Below are 26,113 nucleotides of genomic sequence, written 5' to 3' on the forward strand. Positions count from 1 at the left end.
CGAGCGCGGCGTCGCGTGGCGAAGGGGCGCGCGGCGTCAGTGCGCCGCGCGTTCGCGCAAGACTTCCGACGGCCGGCTGTTGCGCACGAACACGCCTGCGAGCACGGCGCCCGTCAGCGCGATCGCGCCGGCCAGCACGAACGCGGCCGCGAACGAGCCGCTGCGTTCGACGATGAGGCCGGTCACGGCCGGCCCGATCACGCCCGACAGGCTGCCCATGCAATGCAGGAAACCGCTCACGCCGCCGACGCGCGACGGGTGCACGACATCCTGCACGATCGCCCAGTAGATCGCGCCGGTGACGTACAGGAAGAACAGCGACACGGACATCAGCGCGACCGCGCCTTGCGTCGACTGCACGGTGCCCGCGATCGCGACGCAGGCGCCCGCGCCGAGCAGGCAGGTGACGAGCACGATCCGGCGCGACAGCAGCAGGTTGCCGGTGAGCCGGTAGAGCGCGTCCGAGATGGCGCCGCCGCATGCGAGGCCGACCGTGCCGACGAGCCAGGGCACGACGGTGGCGACGCTCATCTCCTTGATGTTGAGGTGATGCGCGCGCACGAGATAGCTCGGGAACCAGCTCAGGAAGAAGAACAGCACGTAGTTGTAGCTGAAGAACGCGGCCGCCGTGGCGAGGATGCGCGGCTGGCGCACGTAGTGCGACAGCGTGAGCGCGGGCGCCGATGCGTCGCCGTCGCCCGCGCTGGCGGCGGCAGGCACGAGCGGTGCGTCGTTCACCGGCGCGGCGGGACGATCCGACGTCGACACCATCCACAGCGCGACCCACGCGAGCCCGATCGCGCAGACGATCCAGAACGCCGGCCGCCAGCCGAACTGCGCGGCCAGCAGGCCGACGATCGGCCCGGCGATCGCGCCGCCGAGCGGCGAGCCCGCGCTGAGCAGGCCCATCGCGGTCGCGGCGGCGTCGCGCGGCAGCCAGTTGTTGACCATCTTGTTCGCGGCCGAGCACAGCGGGCCTTCGGCCATGCCGAACAGCAGTCGCACGATCAGCAGGCTCACGAAGCCGACGGTCAGCGCGGTCATCCCGCAGAAGATCGACCAGAGCCCGACCGACAGCACGTACACGAGCTTCGGCCCGAGCCGGTCGGACGCGAGGCCGCCGATGAAATTGAACAGCGCATAACCGATGAAGAACGTGCTGAACACGAGGCCCATCTGCGCGGCGTCGATGCCGAGATCGGTCTGCACGATCGGCGCGACGATCGACAGCGCGACGCGGTCGAGATAGTTGATGCCGTACACGAGAAACAGCAGGAATACCGTGAACCACGCCTGGGTCTTTTGCTTCATGTTCGTCTCCTTCGTGCCGGTGGGCCGGCCGTCATGTCTTGTGATGGCGTCATGCGGTTCGCGCGTCTCGGTGCGAACCGGTCGAGCGGTCGGTCAGCGCACGTGCAGCGGCGCGAGCAGCGCATCGGTGCCGTGCGCACGCAGCGTCGACAGATGCGCGCCGACGCGCGCGACCAGCGCGTCGGGCCACGCGGCCGGGCCGGCGAGCGCTGCACTGGCGAGCGCCGCGCGCACCGCGCCGTTCGCGTCGCCGGCAGCGCCAAGCGTCGCGGCGAGCGCGGCCGCGCCCGGATCGCTGATCGTCAGCGGCCGGCCGTCGGCGTCGCGCGCGGCGCTCAGGTAGTACAGCCAGAGCGCAAGCGCACGCTCCAGATACGGGCGCTCGACGCCCGCCGCCGCGCTGTCGGCGAGCGCGGGCAGCCAGCGCAGCGGCACTTTCTGCGTGCCATCCATCGCGATCTGTTCGGTGCGGTGCGCGAGCGTCGGATTCCGGAAGCGCCGCACGAGCGTCGCGCAGTAGTCGTGCGCGTCGAAGCCGGACGGCACATCGACGGTCGCGAGCAGGTCGTGCGTCATCACGCCGTCGACGAACGCCGCGATCGCCGGATCGGCCATCGCGTCCGACACGGTCGCGCGGCCGCGCAGTTGCCCCGCATACGCGATCGCCGAATGCGAGCCGTTCAGCAGCCGCAGCTTCATCGTTTCGTACGGCCGCACGTCGGCGACGATGCGCGCGCCGGCGTCTTCCCAGCGCGGACGCGGGCCTGCGAAGCGATCCTCGATCACCCATTGCGAGAACGGTTCGCAGACGATCGCGGCCGCGTCGCGCGCGCCGAGGTGCGCTTGTGCCCAGTCGAGCGACTCGGGCGTGGCAGCCGGCACGATCCGGTCGACCATGCTGTTCGGAAAGGCGACGTCGTCGCGGATGCGTCGTGCAAGCGCGCCGTCGTCGATGCGTTCCGCGTAGTCGAGCAGCAGCGCGCGCAGCGTGTCGCCGTTGGACGTCATGTTGTCGCAGCAGACGACGGTGAGCGGCGCGCTGGCAGGCCGCTGCCGGAGGCCGGCGGCGATCACGCCGAGCGCGGTACGCGGCGTGTCCGGAGCGGCGAGGTCGGCGCGGAGGGCGGGATCGTCGGTATCGAGACCGCCGCCCGGCAGGCGGCAATAGCCTTTCTCGGTCACGGTCAGGCTGACGATCGACACACCGGGATCGGCGATCAGCGCGAGCAGCGCGGGCAGCGCTTCCGGCGCGAACAGCGCGCCGTGCACGGCGCCGACGATCCGGGCGCGCGCGCCGCCGCCGTCGCGTTCGGTCACCGTGTACAGGTGGTCCTGCGCGGCGAGCAGGTCGACGGTATGGCGCCGCCGCAGCTCGACGCCGACGATCCCCCAGCGCAGGTCGCCCTGCTCGAGCACGGTCTCGGTGTGTGTCGCCTGATGCGCGCGGTGGAACGCGCCGAGGCCGAGATGGACGATGCCCGTGCGGACTGCGTGCCGGTCATAGCTGGGGCGGCGCGTGCCGGGCGGCGCGGTGCGCAGGAAATCGGGGGCAGGTGGCATGACGGTCGGCAACAGGATGTACCATGGTAGATAGTTGGATGGACGAAGGTTATTGCGGGTTTTTGCTGGAAGTTATTGGTGTAAACGCCAGTTCGATCAATTTCATTGTGTTGTGTACCATGGTAGTTATCGATATCAAGTCGGAAGCATCGGCAAACATGAACGAAACCGCAGCATTTGAGGAAGGCGTCGTCGTCACGGCGTTGCAGGCGTTCTCGCTGGACGAGAGCCGGTCCTATACGGAGCAGGTACACGCGCTGCTGCGCAACGCGATCGTCCGGGGCGCGCTGCCGCCGCACACCGCGTTATCCGAAGCCGTGATCTCGACCACGATCAAGGTCAGCCGCACGCCCGTGCGCGAAGCGTTTGCGCAACTGGCCGACGAGCGGCTCGTGCAGATCCACCGGAAGGTCGGCACGTTCGTCGCACCGATCTCGGTATCGCTCCTCGAGGAAGGGCGCTTCGCGCGCAGCACGCTCGAATGCGCGAACCACGTCGAACTCGCGCAGAAGATTGCGCCCGCCCAACTGACCGAGCTCGCGCGGCTCATCGACGCGCAGCGCGACGCGGTCGACGTTGGCGATGTCGATGTGTTTTTCGCGCTCGACGAGAAGATGCACGCGCGCATGTTCGAGTTCGCCGGACGGCCGCACGTGTGGGAAATGCTGCAGCCAATCAAGCGTCAGTACGATCGCGTGCGCTGGCTGCTGCTCGACGACGTCGAGGGCCACGCTCGTCTCGCGTTGCAGGAACACGAGCAGATCCTCACGCACATCGCGTCGCGCAACATGGCGCTGCTCGGCGCATCGGTCGCGACGCACGTCGACCGGATCGGCTCGCATCTGCCGGGCGTGCGCAACCGCGCGCCCCATTACTTTGTCGACTGAATCGCCCGCTGGAGGAGCGCAGTGAAAATCGAACGCTTGCAGACCATCGTCACGTGTCCGGGCCGGAACTTCGTGACGGTGAAGATCGTGACCGACGAAGGCGTCTACGGTCTCGGCGACGCGACGCTCAACGGGCGCGAGCTCGCGGTGCGCGCATATCTGGAAGATCACGTGTTCCCGTGTCTCGTCGGCCGCGACCCGCGCAACATCGAGGACATCTGGCAATACCTGTATCGCGGCGCGTACTGGCGGCGCGGGCCCGTGACGATGACGGCGATCGCCGCGATCGACATGGCGCTGTGGGACATCAAGGGCAAGCTCGCGGGCATGCCGGTCTACCAGCTGCTCGGCGGCAAGAGCCGCGACGGCCTGATGGTGTACGGCCACGCGAACGGGCGCGATCATGAAGAAGCGGTCGACGCGGTGCGCGCGCACATCGAGGAAGGCTTTCTTGCGATCCGCGTGCAGTCGGGCGTGCCGGGGCTCGACAAGGTGTACGGCGTCGGCAAGACCGCGGGCGCATACGAACCCGCCGAAAAAGGTTTGCCGCCCGAGGAGCCGTGGGATACCGCGCTCTACCTGCGCCATACGCCGGAACTGTTCCGCAAGGTGCGCGACGCGGTCGGCGAAACGCCGCACCTGCTGCACGACGCGCATCACCGGCTCACGCCGATCGAGGCCGCGCGGCTAGGCCGCGATCTCGAGCCGCATCGTCTCTTCTGGCTGGAAGACGCGACGCCCGCCGAGAACCAGGATGCATTCCGCCTGATCCGCCAGCACACGACGACGCCGCTCGCGGTCGGCGAGGTGTTCAACTCGATCTGGGATTGCAAGGACCTGATCCGCGATCAGCTGATCGACTATATCCGCGCGACGATCGTGCACGCCGGCGGGATCACGCACGTGCGGCGCATTGCCGACTACGCGGCGATGTACCAGGTGCGTACGGGCTTTCATGGTGCGACGGACCTGTCGCCGGTCTGCATGGCGGCGGCGGTCAACTTCGGGTTGTGGGCGCCGAACTTCGGCATCCAGGAACTGATGCCGCACAGCCCGCTGACCGACGAAGTGTTTCCGCACAGCTACCGCTTCGAGGACGGTTATCTCGTGATGGACGACGTGCCGGGCCTCGGCGTCGACATCGACGAGACGCTGGCCGCGAAGTATCCGTACGAGCGTGCGTACCTGCCGGTCGCCCGGTTGCGCGACGGGTCGATGTGGAACTGGTGAGCGGCGAAGATCCGAAGGAGAGAACCGAAATGTTGAGCGTCGTTGTCGATCGTCCGAACAGCATGAGCGTGCGCGACGTGCCGCTGCCCGTGCCCGCCGCCGGCGAAGTGCGCGTGAAGGTCCGCTATGCGGGCATCTGCGGCTCGGACCTGCACATCTTTCACGGCAAGAATCCGTTCGTATCGTATCCGCGCATCATCGGCCACGAATTCGTCGGGACGATCGAGTCGGTCGGCGCGGGCGTCGACGCGGCGCGGCTCGGCGAGACCGTCGCGGTCGATCCCGTGATCAGCTGCGGGCATTGCCATGCGTGCACGATCGGCCGGCGCAACGTGTGCCGGCACCTGACCGTGCTCGGCGTGCATCGCGACGGCGGCTTCAGCGAGTACACCTGCGTGCCGGCCGGCAACGCGTACCGGATCCCGGCGGAGATCGCCGACACCTGCGCGGCGATCGTCGAGCCGTTCGCGGTCGCCGCGAATGCGACGTCGCGCACCGGCGTGCTGCCGGGCGACGTCGCGCTGATCTACGGTGCGGGCACGGTGGGGCTGACGATCCTGCAGGTGCTCAAGCGCGTGTACGGCATCCGCGCGTTCATCACCGACCGGCTCGATGCGCGCCTGCAGCTCGCGCGCAAGTGCGGCGCGGCGGAGGACGAGATCATCAACACGAGCGTCGAGTCGCTTCCCGACGCGCTCGAGAAGCGCGGCGTCGATGGCGGCCCGACGCTGATCTTCGACGCGGTCTGCCATCCGTTGATTCTGGAAGAGGCCGTGCGGCTCGCGGCGCCGGCGGGCCGGATCGGCGTGCTCGGTTTCTCGTCGGAACCGTCGGCGATCGTGCAGGCGGAACTGACGAAGAAGGAACTCACGCTCGCCGCGTCGCGGCTGAACTGCGCGATGTTCCCGCAGGTCATCGACTGGATCGGCCGCGGCCTGATCCAGCCCGAGCATATCGTTACGCACAAGGTCGGCTTCCGCGATGTCGCGCAGGCGTTCGAGATGGCCGAGCAGCGGCCTGCCGAGAGCTGCAAGATCCTGCTCGATTTCGCGGGCGACTTCACGGGCGATTAACGAGCGATACCGGCTCGCGCCGCGAGCCGGAGCGGCGGCATCCGGTGCCGGATCGAACCGCATCACAAGAACTTCAGGAGACAGGCAAGATGATCCGAATTCCGTTCGAGGAGTTGCAGGGCGCCATTTATCTCGCGCTCCTGAATGCGGGCATGAACGAGCCCGACGCCGGCGTCTGCGCACGGGTGCATGCCGAGGCGACCTGCGACGGCGTCAACTCCCACGGCATCAATCGCGTCGCGCGCTTCGTCGACTACGTCCGCAAGGGCTGGGTGAACCTGCAAGGCGTCCCCACGCCGGTCAAGCGCTTCGGCGCGATCGAGATCCTGGACGGCAACCGCGGCCCCGGCATTCTCAATGCGTTGTCCGCGACCGAGCGCGCAATGGCGATCGCGGCTGAGCACGGCGTCGGCATCGTCGCGCTGCGCAACACGACGCACTGGATGCGCGGCGGCACGTATGGCTGGCACGCGGCCGATCGCGGCTACATCGCGATCTGCTGGACCAATACCGAATCCTGCATGCCGGGCTGGGGCGCCAGGAAACCGCGCGTCGGCAACAACCCGTTCGTGATGGCGGTGCCGCGGGACAAAGGCCCTATCGTGCTCGACATGGCGATGTCGCAGTACTCGTACGGAAAACTGCAGGCGACCCGCCTCAAGGGTAAAAACATGCCGTTTCCCGCCGGTTTCGACAGCGAAGGGAAGCTGACGTCGGAGCCCGGCCCGATCGAGGCGTCGATGCGGATCCTGCCGATGGGTTACTGGAAGGGCTCGGGATTCGCGATCATGCTCGACGTGCTGGCCGCCGTGCTGTCGGAGGGGCTGGCGACGAACGGGATCGATGCCGTGCAGCAGGGCAGTTGCACCGGCTGCTCGCAGGTCTTCATCCTGATCGACCCGCGCAAGCTGGGCGGCGAAGCGTTCACGAACGAGGTCGCCGACGGCGTGGCCGATTACGTGAATACGTCGGAACTCGCGGAAGACAGCCGCGAGGTGCTGTATCCCGGCCAAAGCGCGCTGCGGACCCGCATCGAACAGCGGCAGCAGGGCGTCGCCGTCGACGACGGCATCTGGGCCGACGTGCTCGCGCTGGCGGAGCGGTGAGGTCAGCGCATTCGTGACGCGGCGCCGGCAGGCAGCGCGGCCCGCAACGGGATTGCGAAACGAACCGGCGTAGGATCGAATCCATCGCCGCCGAAGCTCTTGTTTTCATCGGGAGAACTGATGATGAAGGCGGACGTCACGCTCGCGCTCGGCGCAAGCACCGAAACACTGCACGAAGACGCGTTGTACCGGAAGGTGGTACTGAGGATCGTCCCGCTGTTTTTCCTCGGCTTCATCATGTCCTATCTGGACCGCGTGAACATCGGTTTTGCCAAACTGCAGATGGCGGCCGATTTCGGCCTGACGAATGCGTCCTTCGCGCTCGGCGCGAGCGTGTTCTTCTGGGGCTACATGCTGTTCGAGATTCCGAGCAACCTGATCCTCCGGCGGGTCGGCGCACGCGCATGGATTGCGCGGATCATGATCACGTGGGGGATCGTGTCGACCCTGATGATCTTCTCGAAAAACGAGGCCGCGTTTTATTCGCTGCGCTTCCTGCTTGGCGTCTGCGAGGCCGGTTTCGTGCCGGGCGTGATGTATTACACGAACACGTGGCTGCCCGCCCGGCGCCAGAGCGGCATGTATTCGCTGTTCCTGATGGCGTTGCCGATTGCCGTCGTGTTCGGTGCGCCGCTGTCCGGCGCGATCCTGGAGACGATGAACGGCGTGGCCGGCATCAAGGGATGGCAGTGGCTGTTCCTGCTCGAAGGGCTGCCGTCCGCGGTGCTGGGCGTCGTAATCCTGGCGCTGCTGCGCAACCGGCCGGCCGACGTCGATTGGCTGACGCCGCGCGAGAAGCAGATCATCGAGGCGAATGTCGCGAAGGAGGCGGCGTCCAAGTCGCATCGCGTCGCGGATGCGTTCCGGACACCGAAGATCTATGCGTTGATCGTCGTGATGATCCTCTTCAACACCGCTTTCTACGGGCTGACGTTCTGGATGCCGACGCTGTTTCATGACGCGGGCGTCGCGAACAGCCTGGATGTCGGACTGTTCACGGCCATCCCGTTCGGCGTCGCGGCGATCTGCATGTACGTGAACGCGAAGGTCGCGGAGAAGTCCGGGCGGCTGCGCCGGCACGGCGTGGTGCCGGTCGCGCTGGCTGCCGTCGGCCTGTTCGTCGCGACGGTGGCGCACGACAGCTTCTGGCTCGCGCTGATCATGCTGACCGTCGCGACGTCGGGCATCCTGTCGCTGATGCCGATCTACTGGACGCTGCCGGGACGCGTGCTGTCCGGTGCGGCCGCGGCGGCCGGCCTCGCGCTGATCAACGCGTGCGGGAGCCTGTCGGGGATCCTCGGTGCGATGATCATCGGTTACGCGGGCATCCGGACCGGCATGGCGATCCTGGCAGGCTTCCTGTTGCTGTGCAGCGTCGTGTTCTACCGGGTCTGTCCGCCGACGGCGGAATGACGTCGCGCCGGGCCCGGTTTCCGGCCGCCCCGGCTGCCCCGGCCGTCAGAACGACACCGTCGTCGTCAGCGTGACGAGCCGCGGTTCGCCGACCGCGACGATCAGGTTGTTGTTGCTCGACGGGTAGTAGGTCTTGTCGAGCAGGTTCTTCACGTTGAGCTGGATGCGTGTCGGGAACTTGCCGATCGTTGTTTCGTAGGCTGCGAACGCGTCGACCGTCACGTAACCGGGCAGCGTGAAGCTGTTCGCGGTATCGCCGGGGCGTGCGCCGACGAGGCGTGCGCCGCCGCCGAAGCGCCAGCGGCCGGGCAGGTTCGCGATCGCCGTGTCGTACACCGCGAACAGGCTGCCCGTATGGCTCGCGACGTTGACGAGCGGCGTGTTGCTGTCGCGATCGTTCGCGTTCGTGTATGCGTAGCTGCCGATCACGCTCAGGTGGCGCGTGATCTGCCCCGCGACGTCGAGCTCGATCCCGCGAGAGCGCGCGGTGCCGATCGTCGACGTGATGTCGCCCACCGTGACCGCGACGTTGCGCTTGTCGATCTGGTACACCGCGAACGTGCCCGTGATCGCGGGCTTCAGGCTGAATTTCAATCCGGCTTCGAGCACGCGGCCATATTCCGGCGCGAGCGGCGCGGTGACGTTCGTTGCGACGTTCGGCTTGAACGAGCGGCTCACGTTCGCATACGCGGTCAGCGCCGGCGTGAGCGCATACGCGAGCCCGAACTGCGGCAGCCAGACATTGCCGCGCGAGCGGTCGGCGAACACGAACGGCCGGCCCATCCCCGATTCCTGCTGCCAGTTTTCCCAGCGCAGCCCGCCCACGGCGGTCAGCCGGTCGGTGAGCTTCACCGAGTCCTGCACGATCATCGAATACGCATGCACCACCGAACGCGAATCGCTTTGTTTCCGGTTCGGCGTGCCGCCCGGCGCGAGCAGGCCGTACACGGGATCGTAGAGATTGAAGCCCGTCGTCGCCTTGCCGCGGATCGTGTCGCCGCGGAAGCTGCGCTGCCGCTCGTATTCGCCGCCGACGTAGAGCGCGTGGTTCATCCCGGCGAGCGTCACGTTGCCGAGCAGGCCCAGTGTGGCGATCTGGTCGGAATCGTTGCGTCCGAGGTTCGCATCGGACGAGCGCGTCATTGCGCCCGTCTTGCTGTTGAACGCGGTGGCGCGGGTGATGTACTGGTCGTAGCGGTCGCGGCCCCAGCCGTAGGTTGCACGCATGCGCCACGCGTCGGAGAAGCGGTGCTCGATGCGTGCGCGCAGCGTTTCCTGGATGCCGCTGCTTTGCGACCACGCTTCCTCGTAGCGGCGGTAGCGCAGCGCATCGTCGAGCTGGCCGTTCACGAGCACGGTGCCGCGATCGAACGGCGTCGTGTAGTCGACGTACTGGTAGCTGACGTCGATCGACGTGTTCGCGTCGTGCCACGCCAGCGCGGGCGCGATCAGCGCGTCGCGCTGGCGGCCGAAGCTGCGCCAGTAGCGGCTCGTGTCGTATTCGCCGGTCAGCCGGAATGCGAGCGTGCCGCCCGCGACCTGGCCGGGCTTGCCGAGCGGGCCGGTGAGGTCGAACAGCGCGCTGCTGCCGCCGTGGCTCGTGCGCGATGCCGAGATCGAGCCGCCGAACGTGTCTTCCGGCTTGCGCGTGACGAGGTTGATCACGCCGCCCGGGTCCTGCATCCCGTACAGCAGCGATGCCGGGCCCTTCAGCACTTCGACGCGGTCGATCGTCGCGAGATAGCTGTGCAGCACCGGCGTGCGCACGCCGTCGACGAGCACCGAGCCGTCGTTGTTCGACCCGAAGCCGCGCTTGGTGAACGCGTCGCGCGTGCCGCCGAGCGTGTTGGTCTGCGTGACGCCGCTGATGTTGCCGAGCACGTCGTCGAGCGAGCGCGCCTGCTGGTCCTGCATCACGGCGCTGCTGACCACCGCGACCGATTGCGGAATCTCCTTGAGCGAACGGTCGTCGCCGCCCGCGATGCTGGTGGTGCGCGGCTGATAGCCGATCGTCGGATCGACGGCCGCCGATGCGTTGACGCTGATGGCCGGGAGTTCGTGTTCGGCGGGTGTGGTGGCGGTCGATGCGGCGGGTGCGGTGTCCGCGCGCTCGGCGGTGGCGGCATGCGTGCCGCTCGCGACGCACAGGGTGATCAGGGCAGGCAGGCTCGTGCGCCACGGACGAAGGGTCCGGGCGCGGCGGGGCGTTCGACGGGATGGCATGAATCGATGCAGGACGGAGTACTAAGGATCGGGTCGCGGGCCGCAGCGTGTCGCCGCAACCAGGATGCGCATGATATATGTAATGAGAATCATTTGCAATTGTAATGAGGCGATCGGCAGCGCATGGGTCTTGGTTGCCGGGCCGTCGGCCGTCTGCTACCGTAGCGGCCAAAATCAGACGCAGTGAAATTCAACGAGAGAGCCGGGGGCCGCACATGTCATTTTCTTGTCACGTCGCGTTCAGCGCGACGCTGCGCACCGCATTCGACCATGCGGGTGGTGAAGTGATCGCAGCCGTGTTCCGCCATTCGAACGATTAAAAGCGGCAGCGCATCCATCGGGCGTTGTGCCGGGCAGCCGGCGCAGCGCCGACGTCAGTCACTTCAACCACCGAGCTAGACGGGAGACCACCCAATGAAAAAGAATTCCGCGCCGTTCGCGGCGGCCGCGCTCGCGGCGTGCGCCATGCTGGCGGGCGTTCACCAGACCGCTTTTGCGGCGACGGACGGCGAGCCCGCGATCGACGCGCATTACGGCGCCGTGATCGAGGCCTATACGCAGGACATGGCCGCCGCGAAAACGAAATACGACGGCAAGCGGCTGGCGTTCGTCGGCGCCGTGATCCGGATGGGCAGCGACCCGGGCGGCACGTATTTCGGCGCGCTGACGTCCGACGGCGAACAGTTCGACACGCATTTCGACGTGGCCGACCAGGATGCGCTGAAACCGAAATTTCCCGGCGGCGAGATCAAGCCGTTCACGGCGTCTTCGAGTTTCCGGTTCAGCTGCGTGAACGAAGGTTATATCGATGCGCCGGTGTTGCCGGGGCTGAAGCTGGCCCACTGCCGCCTCGCCAACTGACCGGCGTGCCGCGGCGGCGCGGCAACCTGCCGCCGCGCGTCACGTGCGGGCGCTTTCGCCTTCCAGCCGCCGCACGGCTTCCGCCACTTCGTTCCTGAAGCGCACGAGCGCCGCCTGCTCCGGCGCGGGCGGCTGCACGGCGGCCCACAGCATGTCGATCAGCTGCGTGGCCGTCGTTTCCGTATCGAGCTTGCGGTGCCCGAGGATCGCGTCCCACAGCACGTGCTCGATCGGCCCGAACACCATCGAGCGCAGCAGGCTCAGCGGCAGGTCCGCGCGAACCTGCCCGGCCGCCTGGCCGCGCGCGAGCACGTCCATCAGCGGCGCCGTGTAGCGGCGCTGCAGCGCGGTTAGCTCGTCGCTCAGCGCATGCTGCTTCGCGCGGCCTTCCGACAGCACCAGCGCGCACAGCCCCGTGCCGTTCACGAGCATCAGCCGCAGGTGGGTGCGCACGATGAACGCGAACTGCTGCTGCACCGACGCCTCCTGCGGCATCCCGTGCTCGAACGCCGCGATGATTTCGTCGTACCAATCCGCGATGACGCGTGCGCACAGCTCGCGCTTGCCGCGGAAGTAGCTGAACACGGTTGCCTCCGACACGCCCACGCGCTGCGCGATCTCGGCGGCCGTCGCATGCTCGTAACCCTTTTCGGCGAACACTTCACGGCCGGCGCGCAGAATGTCCTGCACGCGCTGCTGGGATTTGCGTCCGGCGGGCGCGCGCGGCGCGTCGGCGCGGTCGGCTTTGACGGTGTCGGTCATGGTGTCGGCGGTAGCGGCTGTCATCTCCGCATGATATCTGAGTGTCACTCAAAAAACTATTGACGCCGAACCCGACGAGGCGCGAAACTGTGCAAAATTTCCGCTGTATTAGTCAATGAATCGGCGCATTCATTCGATTTGAGCGAAACTCAGAAATCGGTGAGTGCAACACACTTTCTGGAGACGGAGGAGACATGATCAACCTGCCCGGCGTGCAATTCATGCTCGGTGAAGACATCGAGATGCTGCGCGATGCCGTCGCGACGTTCGCGGCGAAGGAAATCACGCCGCGCGCGGCGGAGGTCGACCGCACCGACCAGTTTCCGATGGATCTGTGGAAGAAGTTCGGCGATATCGGCGTGCTCGGCATGACGGTGGCCGAGGAATACGGCGGCGCGAACATGGGCTACACGGCACACATGGTCGCGATGGAGGAGATCTCGCGCGCATCGGCGTCGATCGGCCTGTCGTACGGCGCGCACTCGAACCTGTGCGTGAACCAGATCCACCGCAACGGCACCGAGGCCCAGAAGCAGAAATACCTGCCGAAGCTCGTGTCGGGCGAACACATCGGCGCGCTCGCGATGAGCGAGCCGAACGCCGGTTCCGACGTCGTCAGCATGAAGCTGCGCGCCGACAAGCGCGGCGATCGTTACGTGCTGAACGGCACGAAGATGTGGATCACCAACGGCCCCGATTGCGACACGCTCGTCGTCTACGCGAAGACGGATATCGAAGCGAATTCGCGCGGCATCACCGCGTTCATCGTCGAGAAGGGGATGAAGGGCTTCTCGGTCGCGCAGAAGCTCGACAAGCTCGGCATGCGTGGTTCGCACACGGGCGAGCTCGTGTTCCAGGACGTCGAAGTGCCGGAAGAGAACATCCTCGGCCAGCTCAACGGCGGCGTGAAGGTGCTGATGAGCGGCCTCGACTACGAGCGCGCGGTGCTGTCGGGCGGCCCGACGGGCATCATGGCCGCGTGCCTCGACGCGGTCGTGCCGTATATCCACGACCGCAAGCAGTTCGGCCAGTCGATCGGCGAATTCCAGCTGATCCAGGGCAAGGTCGCCGACATGTACACCACGTTCCAGGCGTGCCGCGCGTACCTGTACGCGGTCGGTCGCCATCTCGACTCGGCGGGCAGCGACCACATTCGCCAGGTGCGCAAGGACTGCGCGGGCGTGATCCTCTATACGGCGGAGAAGGCGACGTGGATGGCCGGCGAGGCGATCCAGATCCTCGGCGGCAACGGCTACATCAACGAATACCCGGTCGGCCGCCTGTGGCGCGATGCGAAGCTGTACGAGATCGGCGCCGGCACGAGCGAGATCCGCCGGATGCTGATCGGCCGCGAGCTGTTCGCGGAAACGATGTAACGCCCCACGTCACGCGAACGGAGCCCCGTCGATGCCGATCATCGAATCCAAACTGAACCCGCGTTCGGAAGATTTCCGCGCGAACGCCGCGGCGCTCGAGGCGGTCGTCGCCGACCTGCGCGCGAAGATCGAACAGCTCGCGCAGGGCGGCGGCCAGGCCGCGCGCGACAAGCACCTGTCGCGCGGCAAGCTGCTGCCGCGCGACCGCATCGCGCAACTGCTCGATCCGGGTGCGCCGTTCCTCGAGCTGTCGCAGCTCGCGGCGAACGGCATGTACAACGACGACGCGCCGGGCGCGGGCGTCATCACCGGGATCGGCCGGATCGCGGGCCGCGAGTGCGTGATCGTGTGCAACGACGCGACGGTCAAGGGCGGCACCTACTACCCGGTCACCGTGAAGAAGCACGTGCGCGCGCAGGAAATCGCCGCGGAAAACCGGCTGCCGTGCGTGTACCTCGTCGATTCGGGCGGCGCGAACCTGCCGAACCAGGACGACGTGTTCCCCGATCGCGACCACTTCGGCCGCATCTTCTTCAACCAGGCGACGATGTCGGCGGCGGGGATCGCGCAGATCGCCGTCGTGATGGGCTCGTGCACGGCGGGCGGCGCGTATGTGCCCGCGATGAGCGACGAGTCGATCATCGTGAAGGACCAGGGCACGATTTTCCTCGGCGGGCCGCCGCTCGTGAAGGCCGCGACCGGCGAGGAAGTGAGCGCCGAGGATCTCGGCGGCGGCGACGTGCACACGCGCCTGTCGGGCGTGGCCGACCACCTCGCGCAGAACGACGCGCATGCGCTGTCGATCGCGCGCAACATCGTCGATCACCTCGCGCCGAAGATCGCGTCGCCGGTGGCGTTGCGCGAGCCGAAGCTGCCGCGCTACGACGCGAAGAGCCTGTACGGCGTGATTCCCGTCGATACGCGCAAGCCGTTCGACGTGCGCGAGGTGATTGCGCGCATCGTCGACGATTCCGAGTTCGACGAATTCAAGGCGCGCTACGGCACGACGCTCGTCACGGGCTTCGCGCACATCTGGGGCCACCCGGTCGGGATCGTCGCGAACAACGGCATCCTGTTTTCCGAATCGGCCGTGAAGGGCGCGCATTTCATCGAGCTGTGCTGCCAGCGCAAGATCCCGCTCGTGTTCCTGCAGAACATCACGGGCTTCATGGTCGGGCGCAAGTACGAGAACGAAGGCATCGCGCGGCATGGCGCGAAGATGGTGACGGCCGTGTCGAACGCGAAGGTGCCGAAGTTCACCGTGATCATCGGCGGCTCGTTCGGCGCCGGCAACTACGGGATGTGCGGCCGCGCATTCGGGCCGCGTTTTCTGTGGATGTGGCCGAACGCCCGCATCTCGGTGATGGGCGGCGAGCAGGCCGCGTCGGTGCTCGCGACCGTGCGCCGCGACGGCATCGAGGCGAAGGGCGGTTCGTGGTCGACCGATGAAGAGGAAGCATTCAAGCAGCCGATCCGCGACCAGTACGAGCGCCAGGGCCATCCGTATTACGCGAGCGCGCGGCTGTGGGATGACGGCGTGATCGACCCCGCGCAGACGCGCGACGTGCTCGGGCTCGGCCTGGCCGCGTCGATGAACGCGCCGATCGACGACACGCGCTTCGGCGTGTTCCGGATGTAACGAGCAAGGAGCGGACGATGCGATACGAAACCATCAAGGTAGTCGAAGCGAATCGCGTGGCGACCGTCACGCTCGCGCGTCCCGACGTGCGCAACGCGTTCAACGAGACGACGATCGCCGAGCTGACCACCGCGTTCGAATGGCTCGATGCGCACGCCGGCGTGCGCACGATCGTGCTCGCGGCGGAAGGCACCGCGTTCTGCGCGGGCGCGGACCTGAACTGGATGAAGAAGATGGCCGGTTACTCGGACGACGAGAACCGCGCCGACGCGCGCAAGCTCGCGCGGATGCTCGAGGCGATCCATCGCTGCGGCAAGCCGGTGATCGCACGCGTGCATGGCGACGCGTATGCGGGCGGCGTAGGCCTCGTCGCGGCGGCCGATATCGCGATCGCCGCCGACGGCGTGAAGTTCTGTCTTTCGGAAGCGCGGCTCGGGCTGATTCCCGCGACGATCGCGCCGTACGTCGTGCGCGCGATGGGCGAGCGCGCGGCGCGCCGCTACTTCACGACGGCCGAGGTGTTCGACAGCGCGCGCGCGGCGTCGCTCGGCTTCATTCACGATGCGGTGCCGGCCGATGCGCTCGACGAAACGGTCGCGAAGCTGGCCGCGGCGCTGGTCGCGAACGGCCCCGACGCGGTGCGCGCATGCAAGCAGCTCGTCACCGACGTGGCCGGCCGCGCGCTCGACGCGACGCTGATCGAGCAGACCGCCGACTGGATCGCGCGGACCCGCGCCGGCGCGGAAGCGCGCGAAGGGATCGCGTCCTTCCTCGAAAAGCGCACGCCGTCGTGGCGTGAATGACGCCCTCGTGACCCACACTTTCCGGACGACACCGAAGCCATGTTCGACAAGATTCTGATCGCCAACCGCGGCGAAATCGCGTGCCGCGTCGCCGCGACGTGCAAACGTCTCGGGATCGCGAGCGTCGCCGTCTATTCCGACGCGGACGCGAACGCGAAACACGTGGCCGCGTGCGACGAAGCCGTGCACATCGGCGGCTCGGCCGCCGCGGACAGCTATCTGCGCATCGAGCGCATCATCGAAGCCGCGCGCGCGACCGGTGCGCAGGCGATCCACCCCGGCTACGGCTTCCTGTCGGAGAACGAGGATTTCGCGCATGCGTGCGAAGCGGCCGGCATCGCGTTCATCGGGCCGCCGGTCGACGCGATCGCGGCGATGGGGTCGAAGGCCGCCGCGAAGGCGCTGATGCACGCAGCGGCCGTGCCGCTCGTGCCCGGTTATCACGGCGACGACCAGGACGCGACCTACCTGCATCGCGAAGCGGATGAGATCGGTTACCCGGTGCTGCTGAAGGCGAGCGCGGGCGGCGGCGGCAAGGGGATGCGCGTGGTCGAGCGCTCCGACGATTTCCCTGCGGCGCTCGCGTCGTGCCAGCGCGAAGCGGCGAGCAGCTTCGGCAACGACCGCGTGCTGATCGAGAAATACCTGACGCGTCCGCGCCACGTCGAGGTGCAGGTGTTCGGCGACACGCACGGCAATACCGTGTACCTGTTCGATCGCGACTGCTCGGTGCAGCGCCGTCACCAGAAGGTGCTCGAGGAAGCGCCGGCACCGGGCCTGCCCGACGACCTGCGCCGCGCGATGGGCGAGGCGGCCGTCGCGGCCGCGCGCGCGGTCGCTTATGTCGGCGCGGGCACCGTCGAATTCATCATGACGGGCGACGCGTTCTACTTCATGGAAATGAACACGCGCCTGCAGGTCGAGCATCCGGTCACCGAGATGGTCACGGGGCTCGACCTCGTCGAATGGCAGCTGCGCGTCGCGTCCGGCGAGCCGTTGCCACTGAAGCAGGACGAGCTGCGCGTGCAGGGCCACGCGCTCGAGGCGCGCCTTTACGCGGAGAACCCCGGGCGCGGCTTCCTGCCGTCCACCGGCACGCTGAAGCACCTGCGGCTGCCGGCCGGCGTCGAGTTTGCCATCGGCGCATCGGTGCGGGTCGACAGCGGCGTGCGCGAAGGCGATGCGATCACGCCGTTCTACGATCCGATGATCGCGAAGCTGATCGTCCACGGCGCCGACCGCGCGGAAGCGCTGGGCCTGATGCTGCGTGCGCTGCGCGCATGCGAGGTGGTGGGCCTGCATACGAACGCCGCGTTCCTGCAGCGGATCGTCGCGTGCGAGCCGTTCGCGACGGCCGACCTCGACACGGGCCTGATCGAGCGCAACCACGACGCGTTGTTCGCACCGCAACAGCCGCCGCGCGCGATGCTCGCGCTGGCCTGCGCGGCGCTCCTTGCACGCGAGCGCGGGGCGGTCGCGCATCGCGCATCGCCGTGGGGCGCGCTGCCGGACTGGCGGCTGAACGGTGGTTATCGCCGCACGCTCGAATGGCATGCGGCCGATCGCGAAGCGGACCTGACGGTCGTGTATGAAGACGACGGCGCCGGTGCACGCATCGCGGCCGGCGGCGAAGCCGCGCAGCCGTTCGTGTGGACGCGCGGCGCCACGTCGCTCGATTTCGACGTGACGCTCGGCGGCGTGCGCAGCAGCGGCCGCGTGGTTGCGGACGGCGACACGTTCCATGTGTTCACGCAGGGCGCGGCCGAGACGTTCGAATGGCGCAACCTGATCGCGCATGCGGGCGACGTCGAGCAGGGCGGCGGACGGCTCACCGCGCCGATGCCCGGCAAGGTGATCGCGGTGCTGGTCGAGCCCGGCCAGAAAGTCGAAGCCGGCACGCCGCTGATCGTGATGGAAGCGATGAAGATGGAGCACACGATCGGCGCGCCGAGCGCGGGCGTCGTTGCCGAAGTGCTGTACGGTGTCGGCGACCAGGTCGCGGATGGCGCGCAGCTGCTGATGATGGCGGAAGGCTGAGTAGGGCTTTCTCGTTGTGCGCGGGCCGGCGGCTGCGGTTGCCGGCTCGCGCGAACCGCTTCGCGATTCACCGCATGCGCGTTGTCGCTATAGCGCGGCACCGCATCGATCGTCACGGCACGCGTGAGCAGTGCGAATCTTTCGATTGCATTACGCGCCACACACGACGTATCCCGCCACACCCTCACGTGTCTCCGTTCGCGAGCACGTCGACCTCTGCCTGCACGCGACACCGTTGTGTAACACGTGGTAATTAGCATCTCGGCGACGATATGACCGGCGCGGGTCCGCGTTCGTGTCACGTCATCACATCCACGGAGATACGTTATGCGAAAGTCGGCCCTCCGGCCCTTCGCGGTCGTTGGCTCGCTCACGCTGATCGCACTCCTCAGCGCCTGCGGCGACGACCTGACCACCGACCCCGCGCCCGTCGCACAGCAGAAGGCCGCGTGCGGCGGCGCCGCCGTCGCCACGGCGCAGATGCACTGCCCGCCGGGTTTCACCGCGCCTGCATCCTCGCCCGCTTCCTGATACCGGCCGTTCCCACCAGAAATCCAATCAAGAGCAACCAGCATGGCCACCCATTCGCGACGCGATTTTCTGAAGTTCTCCGCCGGCCTCGCCGGCGCGACCGCCGCCACCGCACTGCTTCCCGAATCGATCCGCAAGGCGCTTGCGATCGAGCCGAATTCCGTGACGGGCACGATCCAGGATGTGCAGCACATCGTCGTGTTCATGCAGGAGAACCGCTCGTTCGACCACTACCTCGGTCACCTGAGCGGCGTGCGCGGCTACAACGACCGTTTCCCGGTCACGCTGCCGAACGGCAAGCCGGTGTGGTTCCAGCCGCGACAGGAAGACAAGACGAGCGTGATCGCGCCGTTCCGCTACGACACGACCGTCCCGGGCGTCAACGCGCAGTGCATCGGCGGCCTGCCGCATACGTGGGCAACGACGCACGGCGCGATCGACAACGGCCGCGCGGACCAATGGGCGGTGCAGAAGTCGAACATGACGATGGGCTACCACGTCCGCGACGACATCCCGTTCCATTACGCGCTCGCGGATGCGTTCACCGTGTGCGACAACTACTTCTGCTCGATTCCGGGCAACACGCACCCGAACCGCATGTACCTGATGACGGGCATGGTCGATCCGCTCGGCACGGGCGGCGGCCCGCTGCTCGACAACACCGACTACATCGACAACCAGTTCGACAAGATCCAGTTGCCGCCCTTCAGCTGGACGACTTATCCGGAGCGCCTCGAGAAAGCGGGCATCTCGTGGCAGATCTACCAGCAGGGCACCGGGTTCGACAACTTCACCGGCAACTACGGCACGAACATGCTGGCGTGCTTTAACAACTTCGTGAATGCGCCGGCCGGTTCGTCGCTGCAGACGCGCGGGATGAGCACGCGCTCGATCACGCAGCTGAAAGCCGACGTGCAGGCGAACGCGCTGCCGCAGGTCTCGTGGCTGCTGCCGCCCGCCGCGTATTCGGAACATCCGAAGTTCACGCCGCTCTACGGCGCGTATTACCTGTCGAACATTCTCGATGCGCTGACGTCGAATCCGGACGTGTGGAGCAAGACCGTCCTGCTGATCATGTACGACGAGAACGACGGCTTCTTCGATCACGTCGTGCCGCCGTCGGCACCGACGCTGCCGGGCTCCGGCATGAGCACCGTGGACGTGTCGCTCGAGCGGCACAACGTCGTGACGTCGACGCAGACGGGCACGTACACGGCCGACAACCTGCCATACGGCCTCGGCCCGCGCGTGCCGATGTTCGTCGTCTCGCCGTGGTCGAAGGGTGGCTTCGTGTGCTCGCAGGTCTTCGATCACACGTCGGTGCTGCAATTCATCGAGAAGCGCTTCGGCGTGATGGAAACCAACATCTCGCCGTGGCGCCGTGCGATCTGCGGCGACCTGACGTCGGCGCTCGATTTCTCGAAATCGGATGCCACGGTGCCGACCCTGCCGAGTACGCAGGCGTATGTCGCGCAGGCGGACCTGCAATGTTCGCGCGCATCGTCGCAGACCGCGCCGGCCAGCACCGCGCAGCAGGTCGTGACGGCGCAGGAACCCGGCACGCGGCCGGCGCGTGCGCTGCCGTACGAATTGCACGTCACCGGCCAGCTCGGCGCGCAAGGTTACGCGCTGACGTTTGCGAACACCGGCACGCAAGGTGCGCACTTCTGGGTCTATACGGGTGACCCCACCGCAATGCCGCGCCGCTACACGGTCGAAGCGGGCAAGCAACTGACCGATACGTGGGCGCTCGACGCGAACGGCAACTACCTGGTGAGTGTGTGGGGCCCGAACGGCTATTTCCGGCGCTTCGCGGGGTCCGCCGCCGCGGATGCCGGTGCGAAGCCTGAAATCACGCCGTGCTACGACGCCGCCAACGGCGACGTCTACGTGACGCTCGCCAATGCGGGCGCCAGCGCACTGACGGTCACGGCGACCGATGTCGCGTACGGCGGGCCGGCGCGCACGCTGACGATTCCGCCGGGGCAGCGCATCGAAGCGCACTGGGATCTGTCGTGCAGCAGCCACTGGTACGACCTGCAGTTCGCGGTCGCGGGGAATACGGGCTGGACACGCCGCATCGCGGGGCACGTCGAAACCGGCAAGGCCAGCTTGACCGACCCGGCCGCCGTCGCGCCGACCACCACGCCGGTCTGACGGCAAGCGACGCGCGCCGGCTGGCAGGCATCCAGCCGGCGCAGTCGCTCGCGGTTTTGATTCCGGATCGGTGGCTTCAGCGCAGCAGACCGTCGTCGTGCGCCATCATCAGTGCGCGCATGTCGGACCACATTCCGTAGTAGTGCACGATGTAGCTGTCCGCGCGGCGGAACAGCCAGGGCGTGTTGAAGCTGACGAGATCGGCCACGCCTTCGCCTTCCAGTTGCCCGTCGCGCTCCATCGCGCGAATGAAGTGCAGCTGGTCGCCATCGCTCGCATAGACGCTCGACCTGTCCTGCAGCGCGGTGATCGTCGCCATCATGTCGCGCAGCATCAGATCGTTGCGCTCGGTGCGCCGAAACGCCATCACGCCCGAGTTGAACGCCCACTGGCCGATGTCGTGCGCGAGCAGCCAGTCGCGCCCTACGAGCAGCGGTTCCAGCGCTTTCTGCTGATCCGCGATCAGCACGTCGGCGTCGAGCCACACCACCCAGTCATGGTGCTGCAGATAACCGTGCAGCAGCCACGGCTTGAACCAGTTGCCGGTCGCGTTCAGCCCGATCTCGCCGGGAATGTCGCGATGCACGTAGAGCGTGTAGCCGTGTGTGTCGCAGTAGCGCCGGAAATTCCGTTCCGCGATGCGCGCGTAGTTGCCGATGTTCGGCGTGTATAGCGTCATCACGGCAATCGAGCGGCCGGGATTGTAGGTGCTGCGCTCGGCGGAGTCGGCCGGCTCGCTGCCTGCGTCGTGATCGAACGAGAACATCGGCTGGCCGGTGGCGCGGCATCGGTTGATGTACGCAACCAGCGCGTCCCGAAAGCGCGGCGTCGCGCCTTTGCGTTCGGGATCGTGCGGCGTGTCGTCGATGCTGATCGCGAACGTCGGTACGCGGCTCCACATCGGATCGAGGTTGGGGCCGGTCGGCATCACCGGGCACAGGCCGTCGATCAGCGTCATGTAGTGATGCGTGTCGAGATCCGCGAACAGCGCGGCCTCCGACGTGAGTCGCGGCTCGCTGCCGAGCTTGCACCGCTGCACGAGCCGCATCACGATCGCTCGCACGGCCGCCGTGTTGCGCCAGACCTGCACGTCGACTTGAGGCAGCGGGTGCGCGAAGGCGTCGACGAGCAGCATGTCGCGCCCGGGCATCAGGCGATCCAGCGCGACGGGTTCGACGATCGCCGCGTCTTCGCTGAGCAGCAGCACGAGTTCGTCGGGCTGCGCGCCGCGCAGCACGTGGAGCAGCGATTCGTAGCGATACAACGGCCGCAGCGGCAGCGCCTGCGGCATCGCGGACGCGTCGACGATCTCGTGACGATAGCCGTGCGCCTGCGCGTAGCGGCGGTGATTCTCGAGGCTCGCGGGCGCGTCGTGACTGAAATGGCTGAGGACGATCATCGTGCACCCGGAAGGTCGGGAAGCGGGCGCCGCAGGCGCTCGCGAACGCTCTCCATGCTCCAGAGCCCGAGGCAGCGATCGGACATGGGCACCGTGCCGAGATCGCCGCCGTAGATGATGCATTCGTTGCTGCCTTCAACGATCAGCGTCAGCGGCGGATCGAGATCGAACGGCGCCATTTCGAGGTTGATCGGCGTCCACTGGCCGGTCGCGATGCTCGCGTTGCGCGGATAGCTGCGGTAGATGAAGGTCGTGGTCAGCAGGTAGCGCGCGTTGGTGGCCGCGAAGCGCTCGAATGCGCGAAACACGTCGGCGTGGGAAAAGTGGAACAGACAGTCGCGGCACAGGATCAGGTCGGCGTCCGGCAGCGGATCCTTCAGCAGGTCGAGATGCACGAAACGACGGTTCGGCGCAGTCCAGGTCGCCTGGTTTGCGGTGACGAGGTTCTGCACGATATCCGCACCGATGTAGTCGATGCCGTCGAGGTCGACATGACGCATCCAGTTGAAATCGCCGCACGGCGCATCGAGCATCGAACGGACCCCGAACCGGCGCAGCAACCCGGGCAGCTCGCGAATGATCTGCGCGGTGTTCTTCAGCTCCGAACCCCACCCGGACACGCTCTCCTGAGAGTGCCACCCCTTTTCGTCATGGATTTTCTGGAAGACTTGCGCGGCGTCGTGTTCCATTTGTCAGCCTTTTTCAATCGTGTTGCGGCGAGGTCGTGGGTTGTCCGTTCGAATGCCAAAAACAAGCCGCGACCTGGCGGCGCGGCGGGCGGCCCGAGTATCGTATAACGGCCTTGCGCATTTGTGCGGCCCGCCCGCGCCGCGCGCCGGGCACTAACCATCCATGACAGTGTGCGGGCCGGCGCTCCGCTAAAATGCCGGGTTGCCGCCGGCGTGCGCCGCCGCTTGACGCGGGCGGCGCCTCGCGCGCTACACTGCGTCCATTCCACCCCTTCCAACCTTCCATCCCGCCGACGATGACGTCTCCTGCCCTGAACGGCCTGCGCATCGGTATCACGATCGGATTGCGTGCCCCCGACGAAAGCCTGTGGATCAACGGCATCAAGCAGAACGCGCTGTTTCTCGCGAAGCTGCTGATGGCGTCGCCGCGCGGCTACCGCGTGACGCTGGTCAACACCACCGACGTGCCGCTCACCGATGCGCTGCCGTGGGATCGCGGCGTGTACGACACGCGCGCGTTCGCCGACATGAAGGATGCGCTCGACGTGGTGATCGAGCTTGGCGGGCAGATCGACGGCGAGCAGACGGCCTACCTGAAAGCGCGCGGCGCGAAGATCGTCAGCTACTGCTGCGGCGTCGAGTACATCAATGCGATGGAGTCGATGCTGTTCGGCCGCCGGATGTGGGACGCGCTCTTCATCAACCGCGGCTACGACGAGGTGTGGGCGATTCCGCAGATCGCGCCGTCGTCGCTGCCGTTCCTGCAGTCGCTGCGCCGCTGCCCGGGGCGCGTCGTGCCGTTCGTGTGGGATCCGATGTTCCTGAGCGCGCGTGCGCAGTCGCTGCCCGAGCACGGCGAATACCGGCCGCGCAGCGAGCCCGGCAAGCGACTGACGGTGATGGAGCCGAATCACAACGTCGTGAAGTTCTGCGTGTATCCGATGCTGATCATCGACGAAGCGTATCGCCGCGACCCCGATGCGATCTGCTTCACGCACGTGACGAACGCCGATCGCCTCGCGCACGACAGCCCCGAGTTCGTGATGCTGATGAACTACCTGGACATCGTGCGTGCGGGCAAGGCGAGCTTCGTCGGGCGCTTCGACACGCCGCTGTTCCTGGCCGACCTGACCGACATCGTCGTGTCGCATCAGTGGTCGAACCCGCTCAACTATTTCTATTTCGACGTGTGCTGGCAGGGCTACCCGCTCGTGCACAACGCGAGCCTCGCGCCCGATCTCGGCTACTACTACCCGGACAACGACGTGCAGCAGGGTGCCGATGCGCTGCTGCGCGCGCTGCACACGCACGACGAAGATTGGGAAGGGTACACGCGGCGCCAGCGCGAGATCCTCGGCCGCTACACGTCGGCGAATCCCGCGCTCGTCGCCGAGTACGACGCGCTGCTCGCGAACCTGGTCGGCGCAACGGCCGCATAACGCCCGCTTTTCCGCGGCGCACATTCGTTGCGCCGCCGGCCGCCATCGGGGTTGTCCTACCCTAATGTCTGACGAAATAGTGCCGTTAAAAAAAGAAACCGCCGAACCAGGTCGGTTCGACGGTTTTCGAAGGCACGAAATTGACGGCTCCGAGGGAAGTCCGTCGGAAATAAGTTTATAGGTTAACAAGTCCGGAAGATTGTTAAAGATGTTTCAATCTTTAATCATCATATAATTAAGCGCGCTATTATTGATTCAACGCGGTTTGATTCTGCTTTGAAAATTCACAATATCGTTTGAAACGAGAAAATTGAATGCTGCGGTGATCGAATGAGGCGCGGCGGCGGGTTTCCGGTGGATTGTCGCCCGTGTAGAAGGCTGGTGCGGCAAGCCCGGGCATGAATAGAGGGCGATGCTTCACGAATCGTTATTCGTCATATTAATTGGCGAATTTCAGATTTGCGAGACCAGTAAATCGCGGAAAAATCGATTCGGACAAAGCTGTTTAGGCGAAAAAGAGAAACGGTTTCGATTCGGAGTTCTGCAATTGATGTTGTGTAACCTGTCGCACTGTCGGCATCGGGTGCGCATGGTGTATTCCCAGATACTGAGTATTGTTGAAAATATCGAATTTGACGGCGCGCCGAAGCGAACAGTACGCCCCCGGAAAAGATCGACATAACAGGATGGGCCGGGTAGGCGGCGGAGCACGTCAGGATCGGCTTGCTCCGCATGTTTCTTGAGGTCGAGCCGTGGTCTGGGCTCGCCATTTGCCGGAGCGCCGGATGAATGCGGTCGAAGCTCGCCTGGAGGCGAATCGGGAAGCGAATCGTGACGAAATCGATCTCGTGTTCGGCGCACCCGACGATCACCCCGACCTCGCGTCGGTACGCAGTTTCGTGGAAAGCCGGCTCGGGTTCGCGCACGAGCCCGTGTGCCGGGCCGATCTGTCGGGTGGCGTGCTGTACCGGGAATGCCTGGCGCGATTGCGGTGGGGCGAGCGCGATGTGCTGCCGCCGCTCGCCTTCCTGCCGCGTCTCGAGTCGCTCGGGCTGATGCGCTGGTTCGACCGGCTCGTGGTCGGCAGGACGATCGACGGGCTGCGCGCCGATCCGGCCGCCGTCTACGGTTGCAACGTCGCGGCGGCGAGCGCGGTCGTCGACGACGCGTGGCTGGCCATTTTCAAGCGGCTCGAGCGTGAGCCGTCGGTCGCCGCGCGGCTGGTGATCGAGATCACGGAGACGGGGCCGCTGAATCCCGTCGCGGGCCGGTCGTTCGTGAACCGCTTCCGGCAGGCCGGATGCCGCATCGCGATCGACGATTTCGGCGTCGGCTTCAGTGCATTGAACAATCTGGTGGTCGGCAATCCCGACATCGTGAAGCTCGACAGGTCGATCCTGTCGATGATCAAGCGCAACTCGATCGGGCGCTACCAGTTCCGCCGGCTGATCGCGTTCGCGCAAGAAGGTGCGCGGCACGTCGTCGTCGAAGGCGTGGAGACCGAGATCGACCGGCAGATCGTCGTGGATGCCGGCGTCGCGTGGGCGCAGGGCATCCGCTTTTCATGGCGGTCGCCGGCCGCCGCGTGACGGCGCGCGAACAGGCGGTGCGGCGCGC

21 protein-coding genes are annotated in these 26,113 nt (G+C 66.7%); 14 read left to right on the forward strand and 7 right to left on the reverse strand.

Annotated elements, in window-relative coordinates; all coding sequences use genetic code 11:
* Nucleotides 1–36: 36 nt before the first annotated feature.
* Together ACN22W_RS32280 and ACN22W_RS32285 are read right to left on the reverse strand one after the other, a co-directional pair.
* Nucleotides 37–1,311, reverse strand: a complete 1,275-nt coding sequence (locus ACN22W_RS32280) for an MFS transporter (protein ID WP_419688565.1) — start codon at nt 1,309–1,311, stop codon at nt 37–39.
* A 93-nt stretch (nt 1,312–1,404) separates the two neighbouring features.
* Nucleotides 1,405–2,871 carry a mannitol dehydrogenase family protein gene (locus ACN22W_RS32285; protein ID WP_419688567.1) on the reverse strand — a complete coding sequence of 489 codons (1,467 nt, stop codon included), beginning with the start codon at nt 2,869–2,871 and terminating at the stop codon, nt 1,405–1,407.
* Between the two features lie 158 nt (nt 2,872–3,029).
* Here ACN22W_RS32285 and ACN22W_RS32290 point away from each other — a divergent pair, with 158 nt between their 5' ends.
* From ACN22W_RS32290 to ACN22W_RS32310, 5 genes are all read left to right on the forward strand, one after another.
* Entirely contained in the window at nt 3,030–3,758 is a 729-nt protein-coding gene (locus tag ACN22W_RS32290) for a GntR family transcriptional regulator (protein WP_129515759.1), read from the forward strand.
* 21 nt (nt 3,759–3,779) lie between these two features.
* Nucleotides 3,780–4,988, forward strand: coding sequence for a D-mannonate dehydratase ManD (manD, locus tag ACN22W_RS32295; RefSeq protein WP_419688569.1), 1,209 nt, complete (start codon nt 3,780–3,782; stop codon nt 4,986–4,988).
* 29 nt (nt 4,989–5,017) lie between these two features.
* A complete protein-coding gene (locus ACN22W_RS32300) occupies nt 5,018–6,061 on the forward strand; it encodes a Zn-dependent oxidoreductase (RefSeq protein ID WP_419688571.1) in 1,044 nt (347 codons plus the stop codon).
* Between the two features lie 89 nt (nt 6,062–6,150).
* Nucleotides 6,151–7,167, forward strand: coding sequence for a 3-dehydro-L-gulonate 2-dehydrogenase (gene yiaK, locus ACN22W_RS32305; protein WP_419688573.1), 1,017 nt, complete (start codon nt 6,151–6,153; stop codon nt 7,165–7,167).
* Nucleotides 7,168–7,287: 120 nt separating this feature from the next.
* On the forward strand, nt 7,288–8,580 hold the full coding sequence (locus ACN22W_RS32310) for an MFS transporter (RefSeq protein WP_419688575.1): 1,293 nt from the start codon (nt 7,288–7,290) through the stop codon (nt 8,578–8,580).
* A gap of 45 nt (nt 8,581–8,625) precedes the next feature.
* Here ACN22W_RS32310 and ACN22W_RS32315 read toward each other — a convergent pair whose 3' ends face one another.
* The gene (locus ACN22W_RS32315; RefSeq protein ID WP_419688576.1) at nt 8,626–10,803 is read right to left on the reverse strand and encodes a TonB-dependent siderophore receptor; all 2,178 of its coding nucleotides are present in this window, start codon (nt 10,801–10,803) and stop codon (nt 8,626–8,628) included.
* A gap of 414 nt (nt 10,804–11,217) precedes the next feature.
* Between ACN22W_RS32315 and ACN22W_RS32320 the strand changes: the two genes are divergently transcribed.
* Complete coding sequence (locus ACN22W_RS32320) at nt 11,218–11,664, forward strand: hypothetical protein (protein WP_419688578.1); 447 nt, start codon at nt 11,218–11,220, stop codon at nt 11,662–11,664.
* Nucleotides 11,665–11,703: 39 nt separating this feature from the next.
* Here the strand turns inward: ACN22W_RS32320 and ACN22W_RS32325 are convergent, their stop codons facing one another.
* Nucleotides 11,704–12,450, reverse strand: a complete 747-nt coding sequence (locus ACN22W_RS32325) for a TetR/AcrR family transcriptional regulator (RefSeq protein WP_129515753.1) — start codon at nt 12,448–12,450, stop codon at nt 11,704–11,706.
* A 170-nt stretch (nt 12,451–12,620) separates the two neighbouring features.
* Between ACN22W_RS32325 and ACN22W_RS32330 the strand changes: the two genes are divergently transcribed.
* The 6 genes from ACN22W_RS32330 (at nt 12,621) to ACN22W_RS32355 (ending at nt 20,969) form a co-directional block, all read left to right on the forward strand.
* Nucleotides 12,621–13,802 carry an isovaleryl-CoA dehydrogenase gene (locus tag ACN22W_RS32330; RefSeq protein ID WP_048246614.1) on the forward strand — a complete coding sequence of 394 codons (1,182 nt, stop codon included), beginning with the start codon at nt 12,621–12,623 and terminating at the stop codon, nt 13,800–13,802.
* A gap of 31 nt (nt 13,803–13,833) precedes the next feature.
* On the forward strand, nt 13,834–15,441 hold the full coding sequence (locus tag ACN22W_RS32335) for a carboxyl transferase domain-containing protein (RefSeq protein ID WP_129515752.1): 1,608 nt from the start codon (nt 13,834–13,836) through the stop codon (nt 15,439–15,441).
* 17 nt (nt 15,442–15,458) lie between these two features.
* Entirely contained in the window at nt 15,459–16,244 is a 786-nt protein-coding gene (locus ACN22W_RS32340; protein ID WP_419688580.1) for an enoyl-CoA hydratase/isomerase family protein, read from the forward strand.
* Nucleotides 16,245–16,283: 39 nt separating this feature from the next.
* Nucleotides 16,284–18,281, forward strand: coding sequence for an acetyl/propionyl/methylcrotonyl-CoA carboxylase subunit alpha (locus ACN22W_RS32345; protein ID WP_419688582.1), 1,998 nt, complete (start codon nt 16,284–16,286; stop codon nt 18,279–18,281).
* 327 nt (nt 18,282–18,608) lie between these two features.
* A complete protein-coding gene (locus tag ACN22W_RS32350; RefSeq protein ID WP_048246605.1) occupies nt 18,609–18,812 on the forward strand; it encodes a hypothetical protein in 204 nt (67 codons plus the stop codon).
* 42 nt (nt 18,813–18,854) lie between these two features.
* Nucleotides 18,855–20,969 carry a phosphocholine-specific phospholipase C gene (locus ACN22W_RS32355; protein WP_419688584.1) on the forward strand — a complete coding sequence of 705 codons (2,115 nt, stop codon included), beginning with the start codon at nt 18,855–18,857 and terminating at the stop codon, nt 20,967–20,969.
* A gap of 76 nt (nt 20,970–21,045) precedes the next feature.
* Here ACN22W_RS32355 and ACN22W_RS32360 read toward each other — a convergent pair whose 3' ends face one another.
* Both ACN22W_RS32360 and ACN22W_RS32365 read right to left on the reverse strand, forming a co-directional pair.
* A complete protein-coding gene (locus ACN22W_RS32360; protein ID WP_419688586.1) occupies nt 21,046–22,368 on the reverse strand; it encodes a galactosyl transferase GMA12/MNN10 domain protein in 1,323 nt (440 codons plus the stop codon).
* Entirely contained in the window at nt 22,365–23,057 is a 693-nt protein-coding gene (locus tag ACN22W_RS32365; protein ID WP_419688588.1) for a class I SAM-dependent methyltransferase, read from the reverse strand. Before ACN22W_RS32365 ends, ACN22W_RS32360 begins: the two co-directional genes overlap by 4 nt.
* 296 nt (nt 23,058–23,353) lie before the next feature.
* Here ACN22W_RS32365 and ACN22W_RS32370 point away from each other — a divergent pair, with 296 nt between their 5' ends.
* On the forward strand, nt 23,354–24,496 hold the full coding sequence (locus ACN22W_RS32370; RefSeq protein WP_419688590.1) for a DUF2827 domain-containing protein: 1,143 nt from the start codon (nt 23,354–23,356) through the stop codon (nt 24,494–24,496).
* 247 nt (nt 24,497–24,743) lie between these two features.
* On the opposite strand, the gene ACN22W_RS32375 is transcribed toward ACN22W_RS32370, so the two are convergent.
* Nucleotides 24,744–24,917 (reverse strand): hypothetical protein, encoded by a 174-nt coding sequence (locus tag ACN22W_RS32375; protein WP_419688591.1) that lies wholly within the window; start codon nt 24,915–24,917, stop codon nt 24,744–24,746.
* 364 nt (nt 24,918–25,281) lie between these two features.
* Between ACN22W_RS32375 and ACN22W_RS32380 the strand changes: the two genes are divergently transcribed.
* A complete protein-coding gene (locus ACN22W_RS32380) occupies nt 25,282–26,085 on the forward strand; it encodes an EAL domain-containing protein (RefSeq protein ID WP_129515745.1) in 804 nt (267 codons plus the stop codon).
* Nucleotides 26,086–26,113 lie beyond the last annotated feature (28 nt).

The organism is Burkholderia theae (genome assembly GCF_048565265.1).
Lineage (GTDB): Bacteria > Pseudomonadota > Gammaproteobacteria > Burkholderiales > Burkholderiaceae > Burkholderia > Burkholderia theae.